The 10,957-nt window shown below is 73.7% G+C and carries 10 protein-coding genes; all 10 read left to right on the top strand.

The window, feature by feature from the left end:
- Positions 1-913, top strand: a 913-nt coding sequence (locus tag AB6N23_RS08485) for a cell division protein FtsQ/DivIB (protein WP_412865656.1), incomplete at its 5' end; no start/stop codon positions are given.
- 253 nt (positions 914-1,166) lie between these two features.
- Positions 1,167-2,441 carry a cell division protein FtsZ gene (gene ftsZ, locus AB6N23_RS08480; protein WP_378203745.1) on the top strand — a complete coding sequence of 425 codons (1,275 nt, stop codon included), beginning with the start codon at positions 1,167-1,169 and terminating at the stop codon, positions 2,439-2,441.
- A gap of 9 nt (positions 2,442-2,450) precedes the next feature.
- Positions 2,451-3,221 (top strand): peptidoglycan editing factor PgeF, encoded by a 771-nt coding sequence (gene pgeF, locus AB6N23_RS08475; protein ID WP_412865655.1) that lies wholly within the window; start codon positions 2,451-2,453, stop codon positions 3,219-3,221.
- 167 nt (positions 3,222-3,388) lie between these two features.
- Positions 3,389-3,868, top strand: coding sequence for a cell division protein SepF (locus tag AB6N23_RS08470; RefSeq protein WP_378203774.1), 480 nt, complete (start codon positions 3,389-3,391; stop codon positions 3,866-3,868).
- Between the two features lie 3 nt (positions 3,869-3,871).
- Positions 3,872-4,156 carry a YggT family protein gene (locus AB6N23_RS08465; protein WP_378203739.1) on the top strand — a complete coding sequence of 95 codons (285 nt, stop codon included), beginning with the start codon at positions 3,872-3,874 and terminating at the stop codon, positions 4,154-4,156.
- Between the two features lie 148 nt (positions 4,157-4,304).
- The gene (locus tag AB6N23_RS08460) at positions 4,305-4,982 is read left to right on the top strand and encodes a DivIVA domain-containing protein (RefSeq protein ID WP_378203737.1); all 678 of its coding nucleotides are present in this window, start codon (positions 4,305-4,307) and stop codon (positions 4,980-4,982) included.
- Positions 4,983-5,131: 149 nt separating this feature from the next.
- Positions 5,132-5,584, top strand: a complete 453-nt coding sequence (locus tag AB6N23_RS08455) for a TraR/DksA family transcriptional regulator (RefSeq protein ID WP_412865654.1) — start codon at positions 5,132-5,134, stop codon at positions 5,582-5,584.
- Positions 5,585-5,604: 20 nt separating this feature from the next.
- A complete protein-coding gene (locus AB6N23_RS08450) occupies positions 5,605-6,354 on the top strand; it encodes a signal peptidase II (protein ID WP_412865653.1) in 750 nt (249 codons plus the stop codon).
- On the top strand, positions 6,351-7,286 hold the full coding sequence (locus tag AB6N23_RS08445; RefSeq protein WP_412865652.1) for an RluA family pseudouridine synthase: 936 nt from the start codon (positions 6,351-6,353) through the stop codon (positions 7,284-7,286). Before AB6N23_RS08450 ends, AB6N23_RS08445 begins: the two co-directional genes overlap by 4 nt.
- Before the next feature lie 87 nt (positions 7,287-7,373).
- Positions 7,374-10,910 (top strand): DNA polymerase III subunit alpha, encoded by a 3,537-nt coding sequence (gene dnaE / locus AB6N23_RS08440; RefSeq protein ID WP_412865651.1) that lies wholly within the window; start codon positions 7,374-7,376, stop codon positions 10,908-10,910.
- The last annotated feature ends 47 nt before the right edge of the window (positions 10,911-10,957 follow it).

The raw sequence follows: 10,957 nt of genomic DNA, 5'->3' as shown, positions 1-10,957 counted from the left end.
GGCCGCGGGCGCCCCGCGCCGACCCGGGACGGGGCCCGTCCCGACGACGACGGGCGGCACGTCCCGCGTCGTCGCCGGGCCGACGACCGCCACGGGTCCGACGCGCACGGTCACCACGTACACGGTCGGCCGCTTCTCGGGGCCCGTCCGCCCCGCGGTCGTGTCGACGACCTCGCGCGAGCGGTTCGCCGAGCGCGCGCGGGCGCGGCGGGCGCTCGCGCGCCGCCAGGTGCTGCTCATCGCCGCGGGCGTGCTGGTCGCGGGCGGGCTCGGCTGGCTGCTGCTGCTGTCGCCCGTGCTCGCGCTGGACCCCGCCGAGGTCGAGGTGACCGGCGCGGGGACGGTCGTGGCCGTCGACCAGGTGCTCGGCGTCGTCGCGGAGCACCACGGCACGCCGCTGCCGCGGCTCGACACGGTGCGCCTGCGCGACGCGGTGCTGGAGGTGCCGGGCGTGCGCGAGGCGCGCGTCGTCCGCGAGTGGCCGCAGGGTCTGGCCGTGCAGCTGGTGTCCCGCGAGCCGGTCGCGGCCGTGCCCGAGGAGGCCCCGCCCGCCGGCGGGGCGACGGGGTTCGCGCTGCTCGACCAGGAGGGCGTCCAGGTCGGCCGCGCCGACGCGGCGCCCGAGGGCCTGCCGGTCGTCGACGTGCCGGTCGGCGACGCGCGCACGCTCACGGCGGTGCTGCACGTGCTCGAGCAGCTGCCGCCGGACCTCCTGGCGCAGGTGGCGGGCGTGGCGGCGTCGACGCAGGACACGGTGTCGATGCAGCTGCGCGACGGCCCGCGGGTCGAGTGGGGGAGTGCGGACGAGACCCCGCTCAAGGTGGCGGTGCTCGCCGCGCTCCGGGCCGCCCCGACGGCCGCGGGCGCCACCGTCTACGACGTCTCCGCGCCGCGCATGCCGATCACCCGCTGAGCCGGACGCGGTGGCGGGCGGCGCGGGAGGGGACCGGTGCACGGCGGTCGGCGACACGCGCACGGTGGTCGTTGATCGTGGGCGGGGCGCCACCTAGCGTCACGACCGGCAGCGCACCTGACATAACTCTAACCCTCGACCTGAGGGTGAAGGTTCAGACATCGCGGCGGCACGCACCGCGTGCCGTCACCAGCACCAGCAGCACGAGCAGCGGCACCCCGGGGCCGCGACCCACGAACGAGAGGCACCCACCGTGGCAGCTCCCCAGAACTACCTGGCGGTCATCAAGGTCGTCGGCATCGGCGGGGGCGGCGTCAACGCCGTGAACCGCATGATCGAGGTCGGCCTCAAGGGTGTCGAGTTCATCGCCGTCAACACCGACGCCCAGGCGCTCCTCATGTCCGACGCGGACGTCAAGCTCGACGTCGGCCGCGAGCTCACGCGCGGCCTCGGCGCCGGCGCGGACCCCGAGGTCGGCAAGAAGGCCGCGGAGGACCACGCGGAGGAGATCGAGGACGTCCTGCGCGGCGCCGACATGGTCTTCGTCACCGCGGGCGAGGGCGGCGGCACCGGCACCGGCGGCGCGCCGGTCGTCGCGCGCATCGCGCGCTCGCTCGGCGCGCTGACCATCGGCGTCGTCACGCGCCCCTTCACGTTCGAGGGGCGCCGCCGCTCCGTGCAGGCGGACGCGGGCATCGACGCCCTGCGCGCCGAGGTCGACACGCTCATCGTCATCCCGAACGACCGGCTGCTGTCCATCTCGGACCGCTCGGTCTCGGTGCTCGACGCCTTCCACTCGGCGGACCAGGTCCTCCTGTCCGGCGTCCAGGGCATCACGGACCTCATCACCACGCCCGGCCTGATCAACCTCGACTTCGCGGACGTGAAGTCCGTCATGCAGGGCGCGGGCTCGGCCCTGATGGGCATCGGCTACGCGCGCGGGGAGGACCGGGCGGTGCAGGCCGCGGAGATGGCGATCTCGTCGCCGCTGCTCGAGGCGAGCATCGACGGCGCCCACGGCGTCCTGCTGTCGATCCAGGGTGGCTCGGACCTCGGCCTGTTCGAGATCAACGAGGCCGCGCGCCTCGTCCAGGAGGCGGCGCACGCCGAGGCGAACATCATCTTCGGCGCCGTCATCGACGACGCCCTGGGCGACGAGGTGCGCGTCACGGTCATCGCCGCGGGCTTCGACGGCGGCGGTCCGTCCCGGCGTGACCAGCGCGGGCTCGGCCAGGTCGGTGCGCCGGCCCGGCAGGTGCCCGCGGTGGCGCCGGCACCCGTGGCGCCGTCGGCCGGTCAGCTCCCGACGCCGCGTCCCGTGCAGGTGCAGGACGAGGACCTGGTGCCGCTGGGCACGCTGCGCGCGGCCCCCGCGCCGGCGCCCGAGGCCCGCGAGGTGCCCGCGTTCCTGTCGACGCAGCCCGAGCCGACCCCGCACACGGGGCCGCTCGAGGTGCCGCGGGTCTTCGCCGACGAGCCGACGCGGCGCGAGCGCGACGAGCTCGACGTGCCCGACTTCCTCAAGTAGGCGGTGGCCGTGAGGGCCGTCGCGTTCGACCCGGTCGACCTCGGACCGGGCGTGCGGGCCGGCTTCACGCGACGCGACGGCGGCGTGAGCGCACCGCCGTGGGACGGCCTCAACGTCGGTCTCGCGGTGGGGGACGACCTCGCCGCCGTCGCGCGCAACCGGCAGCTCCTCGCCGAGCGGGTCGGCGCGCCCGTGGTGTTCGCCACGCAGGTGCACGGACGGGCGGTCGTGGTCGTCGGCGGCCTCCCGGCCGGCGACCCGGCGACCACCGGCGTGGCCGAGGCCGACGCGCTCGTGACCACGTCCACCGACGTCGCCCTCGGCGTGTACGTCGCGGACTGCGTGCCCGTCCTGCTGGCCGACCGTGCGGCGGGCGTGGTCGCCGCCGCGCACGCAGGACGTCCGGGCCTGGTGGCCGGCGTCCTCCAGGCGACGGTCGCCGCCATGGAGGAGCACGGTGCACGTGCCGACCGCGTCGTCGCGGTCCTCGGCCCGTGCATCGCGGGGGAGTCGTACGAGGTGCCGGACGCCGTCCGCGACGACGTCGCGGCGGTCGTGCCGGAGGCGGCCGGCCGCACGCGGGCCGGCACCGCGGCGGTCGACCTGCGCGCGGGCGCGCGTGCCGTGCTGGCGCGCTGCGGCGTGCGTGCGGTGCGGGTCGACCCGCGGGACACCTACGCCGACCCGGACCTGTACTCGCACCGCCGCGCGGTGCACGCCGACCCGGCCGCGCCGCGCACGGGCCGGCTCGCGGGCGTCGTCCGCCTGCTGCCGTCCTGACCTGCCGCGACGGCGCCACGACGAGTTGCGACACGCCCGCGTGTCGCAGCGCGCGACGACCCCCGCGTTGCTAGCGTCACCAGCGCACACACGTCCCGCCGGCCCCGTCGCCGGGCGGGTGTGCGGCTCGAGGCAGCCGGGTGGTCCGGCGGATGGGAGACGACGCGATGGCCGGAGCGCTGCGCAAGACGATGCTGTACCTCGGCCTGGCCGACGACCGGACCGAGCACGAGGAGTACCTCGACGAGTACGAGGAGCCGGAGGTCGTCGACGTGCCCGAGGAGCCCTACGAGGCGCAGGTGACACCCCTGCACCGCACGCCGCGGGTGCAGGCCGCACCCGCGCCGCGCGAGCAGGCGGACCTGCGCCGCATCACCACCATCCACCCGCGCTCGTACAACGACGCGCGCAAGATCGGCGAGGCGTTCCGCGAGGGCACGCCCGTGATCATGAACCTGTCGGACATGGACGACGCGGACGCCAAGCGCCTCGTCGACTTCTCGGCCGGTCTGATCTTCGGGCTGCACGGCGCGATCGAGCGCGTGACGAGCAAGGTGTTCCTGCTCTCGCCCTCGCACGTCGAGCTGGCGGGGGACGCGGCCCCGGCCGACAACTCGACACGCGCCGGCTTCTACAACCAGAGTTGACGCGTGCGTCTCCTGGCCAACCTGCTCTACCTCGTCGTCCTCGCCTTCTTCCTCCTGCTGCTCGTGCGCCTCGTCCTGGACTGGGTCCAGGTCTTCGCGCGCGAGTGGCGGCCGACGGGCGTCGCGCTCGTCGTGGCCGAGGTGACCTACTCCGTGACCGACCCGCCGCTGCGCGCGCTGCGCCGCGTGCTGCCCCCGCTGGCCCTCGGGCCGGTCCGACTCGACCTGGCGTTCCTCGTCCTGGCACTCGGCTGCTCGCTGCTGCTGTCGGTGCTGGCACGGGTGTGACGGAGGTCCGCACGACGCCGTCCGGCGGCCCCGCGGGGCGCGCTGCGCGGGACGTGCGACGCTTGTTTTCTCCGCTACGGTGGCCCGAGGCGGTCGGTGGACTGACTGCCGCCGGCCAGAGCCAGCACGACCGACAGAGGTGACGACGATGGCACTGCTGACCGCAGACGACGTCCTGAACAAGAAGTTCCAGGCGACCAAGTTCCGCGAGGGGTACGACCAGGACGAGGTCGACGACTTCCTGGACGAGGTCGTCAACACCCTGCGGGACCTGCAGGGCGAGAACGAGGACCTCAAGACGAAGCTCGCGGCGGCCGAGCGCCGGATCGCCGAGCTCAGCCGTGCCGGTGCCCAGCAGGCCGCCCCCGCCCCGAAGCCCGAGCCGGCCCCCGTGCCCGAGCCGCAGCCCGCGCCCGTGCCGGCGGTCGCGCCGCAGCCGCCCGTCGTGCAGGCCCCGGCCCCCGCGCCGCGCGGCAACGAGCCCGAGTCCGCGACGGGCATGCTCGCCCTGGCCCAGAAGCTGCACGACGACTACGTCCGCAGCGGCCAGGAGGAGTCCGACCGCCTCATCAACGACGCCAAGACGCGCGCCAACCGCATCGTCCGCGAGGCGGAGGAGACGTCGCAGCGCACGCTCGGCCAGCTCGAGCAGGAGCGCTCGCTCCTCGAGCGGAAGATCGACGAGCTCCGGGTGTTCGAGCGGGACTACCGCACGCGCCTCAAGAGCTACCTGGAGAACCTGCTCGGCGACCTCGAGAACCGTGGCAACGCCCTGCCGCCGCGCTCGGGCCAGGGCCAGCAGGTCCCGGAGAAGCAGGGCATCTGACCGTCGCCGCCGCCGGCCGCCACCCTCCGTCGTGGGTGCGCGGCCGGCGGCGTCGTGCTGCCCGCGGCCGGGCGGTCCCCGCCCTGTTGTGCCCCGACGCGGACGCGCATACAGTCGCGGCACTCGAGACGGGGGGAACGTCCGTGACCATGAACGACGCACCGATGACGCTGGCGGTCGGCACCGACGGGGGGACGCGCGCGGCGACGCGCGCGCTCCCGGTCCGCGACGGCGAGGAGCCGTGGACGCAGGCCGAGGTCCAGGAGGTGGCGGACGAGCTCACCGCCGACCGTGAACGGCTCGCCGGCGAGCTCCTCGCCGCGGGGGCCGAGCTGTCCGAGCTGCTGCGCAACTCCGGCGACGGCGCCGGGGACGACCAGGCCGACTCCGGCTCGTCCGCGCTGGAGCGCGAGCACGAGCTCACGCTGGTGAACAACACGCGCGACCTGCTGGAGCAGACCGCGCACGCGCTCGAGCGTCTCGAGGCCGGCACGTTCGGCGTCTGCGAGTCGTGCGGGCGCGCGATCGGCAAGGCTCGTCTGCAGGCGTTCCCGCGCGCGACCCTGTGCGTGGGCTGCAAGCAGCGCGAGGAGCGCCGCTGACCCGCCCGTAGACTCCTGCGGTGCCCACGACGGACGGAACGACCGCCCAGCCCGACGCCCCCGGGGGGTCCGCCGGCGGGCGGCTCCCGTGGACGCGCCCCGAGCGCACCCGCCGGAGCCGCCTGCTGACGCTCCTCACCGGGCTGACGGCGGGCGTCCTGCTGCTCGACCAGGTGACGAAGGTCTGGGCCGTCGCGTCGCTGGAGCCGGGGGAGCGCGTCGCCCTGCTGGGCGACCTCTTCGGGCTGCAGCTCGTCCGCAACCCGGGCGCGGCGCTGTCGATCGCGACCGGCATGACGTGGGTGCTCACCCTCGTCGCCGTCGTGGTGGTGGTCGTCGTGGTGCGGGCCTCGCGGCGCATCGGGTCGACGGGCTGGGCCGTCGCGCTCGGCCTGCTGCTCGGCGGCGCGCTCGGCAACCTCGTCGACCGCATGGTGCGCGAGCCGGGGCCGGCGCGTGGGCACGTCATCGACTTCCTCGCCTACGGCGACCTGTTCGTCGGCAACGTCGCCGACATCGCGATCGTCGCGGCGGCGCTGCTGGTCGTGCTGCTCACCGCGCGCGGTGTGCACCTGGACGGCACGCGCGACGGCGACTCGCCGACCGGCGACGCGGCGGACGGTGCGACGGCGGACGCCGACGCGGCGGACGGCGGGCGGGCGCCGGCCGAGGGCGTCACGGACGTGCCCGCGGGGCGCGACGGCGACGCCCGTGGGGCCGCGCCGGCGGGCCCCGCCGCGCCGACGCAGCGGGACGGGGGTACGGCGTGAGCGACACGCGCGCGCTGCCCGTGCCCGACGGGCTGGCGGGCGAGCGGGTCGACGCCGCCCTCGCGCGCCTGCTCGGGCTGTCGCGCACGCGGGCCGCGGAGCTCGCCGCCGACGGTGCGGTCCGCGTCGACGGCCACGAGGTCGGCAAGTCCGACCGGCTGCCGGCCGGCGGCTGGCTCGAGGTGGACCTCACGGTGACGGGGCCCGCCGCGCCGGCGGTGGTGGCGGAGCCCGTCCCGGGCATGGGCATCGTGCACGACGACGACGACCTCGTGGTCGTCGACAAGCCGGTGGGCGTGGCGGCGCACCCGTCGCCCGGGTGGACGGGCCCGACCGTGGTCGGCGCGCTCGCGGCGGCGGGGTACACCATCGCGACGTCGGGCGCCGCGGAGCGCCAGGGCATCGTGCACCGGCTCGACGCCGGCACGACGGGCCTCATGGTGGTCGCCAAGAGCGAGCACGCGTACACGGCGCTCAAGCGGGCGTTCAAGGAGCGCACGGTCGAGAAGGTCTACCACGCGCTCGTGCAGGGGCACCCGTCCCCGACGACGGGGACGGTCGACGCGCCCATCGGGCGGCACCCGTCCTCGGACTGGAAGTTCGCCGTCGTCGCGGACGGCAAGCCGTCGGTGACGCACTACGAGGTGCTCGAGATGCTGCCGGGCGCGTCGCTCGTCGAGGTGCACCTCGAGACGGGACGGACCCACCAGATCCGGGTGCACATGGCCGCGCTGCGGCACTCGCTCGTGGGGGACCTCACGTACGGCGCCGACCCGTCGCTCGCGGCGCGGCTCGGCGTGCAGCGGCAGTGGCTGCACGCGGTCCGGCTGGGCTTCGAGCACCCCGGGACGGGGCAGTGGCTCGAGGTGTCGAGCGAGTACCCGGAGGACCTCGCGGCCGGGCTGGAGAGGCTGCGCGCCACCTACGCGTGAGCAGCCTCACGGGCGGTCCCGGCGTGTCCCGCCGACACGGCCGGAGGGCCTTCGGAGGTGTCGGCGGGGGCACGTAGGATCGCCCGCATGTCATCTGCTGGAGGCTCCGACTTCGTCCACCTCCACGTGCACACCGAGTACTCGATGCTCGACGGCGCGGCCCGGCTCGGCGACCTGTTCGCGGAGGTGCAGCGGCAGGGGCAGACGGCGATCGCGACGACGGACCACGGGTACCTGTTCGGCGCGTACGACTTCTGGGCCAAGGGCACCGCCGCCGGCATCAAGCCGATCATCGGCGTCGAGGCGTACGTCACTCCGGGCACCAGCCGGTTCGACCAGACCCGCGTGCGGTTCGGCGGGCAGGGCCAGGAGGCGGACGACGTCTCGGCGCGCGGCGCCTACACGCACATGACGCTGCTGGCGCGGGACAACGAGGGTTTGCACAACCTGTTCCGCGCGAGCTCGCTGGCGTCGCTCGAGGGGCAGATGGGCAAGTGGCCGCGCATGGACCGCGACCTGCTGCAGCGCTACGGCAAGGGGCTCATCGCGACGTCGGGCTGCCCGTCGGGGGAGATCCAGACGCGTCTGCGGCTCGGGCAGTGGGACGAGGCCGTCCGCGTCGCCGGCGAGCTGCAGGACATCTTCGGCAAGGAGTTCTTCTACGTCGAGCTGATGGACCACGGGATCGACATCGAGACCCGCGTCCTGAAGGACCTGCTGCGGCTGTCCGAGCACATCGGCGCGCCGCTCGTCGCGACGAACGACCTGCACTACGTCAAGCAGGAGGACAGCGCGTCGCAGGAGGCGCTGCTCGCGATCAACTCCGGCTCGACGCTGTCGGACCCGGACCGGTTCAAGTTCGACGGCGACGGGTACTACGTGAAGTCGGCCGCCGAGATGCGGCGCATCTGGGCGGAGCTGCCCGAGGCGTGCGACAACACGCTGCGCATCGCCGAGCAGTGCGAGGTCTCCTTCAACACCTCGGCCAACTACATGCCGAACTACCCCGTCCCCGCGGGGGAGGACGAGACGAGCTGGTTCGTCAAGGAGGTCGAGAAGGGCCTGCACCACCGGTACCCGGAGGGCATCCCGGCCGAGGTGCGCAAGCAGGCCGAGTTCGAGACCGAGGTCATCACGAAGATGGGCTTCCCGGGGTACTTCCTCGTGGTCGCCGACTTCATCAACTGGGCGAAGGACAACGGGATCCGCGTGGGCCCGGGCCGTGGCTCCGGCGCGGGGTCCATGGCGGCCTACGCCATGAAGATCACCGACCTCGACCCGCTGCAGCACGGCCTGATCTTCGAGCGGTTCCTCAACCCGGACCGCGTCTCGATGCCCGACTTCGACGTCGACTTCGACGAGCGCCGGCGCGGCGAGGTCATCCGCTACGTGACGGAGAAGTACGGCGAGGACCGCGTCGCGCAGATCGTCACCTACGGCACGATCAAGGCCAAGCAGGCGCTCAAGGACTCGGCCCGGCTGCTCGGCATGCCGTTCGCCATGGGGGAGAAGCTCACCAAGGCGATGCCGCCCGCGATCATGGGCAAGGACATCAGCCTCACGGGCATCTTCGACCCCGCCGACAAGCGCTACCACGAGGCGGAGGAGTTTCGGCAGATCCACGCCGCGGACCCGGACGCGCAGCGCGTCGTCGAGCTGGCGAAGGGCATCGAGGGCCTGAAGCGCCAGTGGGGCGTGCACGCCGCCGGCGTCATCATGTCGAGCGAGCCGCTCATCGACATCATCCCGATCATGCGGCGCCCCCAGGACGGCGCGGTCATCACGCAGTTCGACTACCCGACGTCCGAGGGCCTCGGCCTCATCAAGATGGACTTCCTCGGGCTGCGCAACCTGACGATCCTCGACGACGCGCTCGAGAACATCGTGATGAACGGCAAGGACCCGGTCGTCCTCGAGGAGCTCGAGCTGACCGACCGCGCGACGTACGACCTGCTGAGCCGCGGCGACACCCTCGGGGTGTTCCAGCTCGACGGCGGCGGCATGCGCACCCTGCTGCGCCTCATGCGTCCCGACAACTTCGAGGACATCTCGGCCGTCGGCGCGCTCTACCGGCCGGGCCCGATGGGCGCGAACTCGCACACCAACTACGCGCTGCGCAAGAACGGTGCGCAGGAGGTCACCCCGATCCACCCCGAGCTGGCGGAGCCGCTCGCGGAGATCCTCGGCACGACCTACGGCTTGATCGTGTACCAGGAGCAGGTCATGGCGATCGCGCAGCGCGTCGCCGGGTACTCGCTCGGCCAGGCCGACATCCTGCGCCGCGCGATGGGCAAGAAGAAGAAGGCGGAGCTCGACAAGCAGTTCGAGGGCTTCTCGCAGGGCATGCAGGAGCGCGGCTTCTCGATGGCCGCGGTGCAGACGCTCTGGGACATCCTGCTGCCGTTCTCCGACTACGCGTTCAACAAGGCGCACTCCGCCGCGTACGGCGTCGTGTCGTACTGGACCGCCTACCTCAAGGCGAACTTCCCGACCGAGTACATGGCCGCGCTGCTCACGAGCGTGCGCGACGACAAGGACAAGTCGGCCCTCTACCTCAACGAGTGCCGGCGCATGGGCATCACCGTGCTGCCGCCGGACGTGAACTCGTCGTCCGCCAACTTCACGGCCGTCGGCAAGGACATCCGCTTCGGCCTCACGGCGGTGCGCAACGTCGGCGCCAACGTGGTGGACGCGATCGTCGCGACGCGCGAGGAGAAGGGCGCCTTCACGTCGTTCACGGACTTCCTCGACAAGGTGCCCGCGGTCGTCTGCAACAAGCGGACCATCGAGTCGCTCATCAAGGCGGGGGCGTTCGACTCCCTCGGCCACCCGCGCCGCGCGCTGCTGCTCGTGCACGAGCAGGCGGTCGACTCCGTGATCGGCGTCAAGCGGCGCGAGGCCGAGGGCCAGTTCGACCTGTTCGCGGACCTCGGGGGCGACGACGAGGGCGGCGGCGTCAGCGTGCAGATCCCCGACCTGCCCGACTGGGACAAGAAGCAGCGGCTCGCGTTCGAGCGCGAGATGCTCGGCCTGTACGTGTCCGACCACCCGCTGTCCGGGCTGGAGCACGTGCTGTCCGCCGCGGCCGACGTGTCCATCGCGACGCTCAACGCCGACGAGGCCCGGCCCGACGGGTCGACGGTCGTGGTCGCGGGCCTGGTCACGGGCCTGCAGCGGAAGATGTCGAAGCAGGGCAACCCGTGGGCCGCGGTGACGCTGGAGGACATGGAGGGGTCCGTCGAGATCATGTTCTTCGGCGAGACCTACCTCGCCTACTCGACCGCCCTGGCGGAGGACGCCGTGCTGGTCGTGCGCGGTCGCGTGCGCCGCCGCGACGAGACGATGCAGCTGCAGGCGATGGAGGTGTCGATCCCCGACGTGTCGCAGGCCGCCGACGCGCCGGTCGTCGTGTCCCTCGCGGAGTCGCGCTGCACGCCGCCCGTCGTGGAGCGTCTGCGGGAGGTCCTCTCGACGCACCCCGGCGTGACCGAGGTCCACCTGCGGCTCACGAACCCGGGCCGCACCACCGTGATGCGGTTGGACGACGGGCTGCGGGTGGAGCGGTCGCCGTCCCTGTACGGGGACCTCAAGGCGCTGCTGGGTCCGAGCTGCCTGTCGGCGTGAGCGTGCGGGACACGGCGTGCGGCGACGTCGGTGCCGGCGGGGCGGCC

The sequence above is a fragment of the Cellulomonas pasadenensis genome, from assembly GCF_047229365.1.
Lineage (GTDB): Bacteria > Actinomycetota > Actinomycetes > Actinomycetales > Cellulomonadaceae > Cellulomonas.
This window is presented reverse-complemented; position numbering and strand designations above follow the sequence as displayed.

Excerpts from the sequence above, each read along its gene's own strand:
- AB6N23_RS08470 (WP_378203774.1), top strand. The coding sequence starts at position 3,389 with ATGGCCGGAGCGCTGCGCAAGACGATGCTGTACCTCGGCCTGGCCGAC.
- AB6N23_RS08460 (WP_378203737.1), top strand. The coding sequence starts at position 4,305 with ATGGCACTGCTGACCGCAGACGACGTCCTGAACAAGAAGTTCCAGGCG.
- AB6N23_RS08455 (WP_412865654.1), top strand. The coding sequence starts at position 5,132 with ATGAACGACGCACCGATGACGCTGGCGGTCGGCACCGACGGGGGGACG.
- dnaE (WP_412865651.1), top strand. The coding sequence starts at position 7,374 with ATGTCATCTGCTGGAGGCTCCGACTTCGTCCACCTCCACGTGCACACC.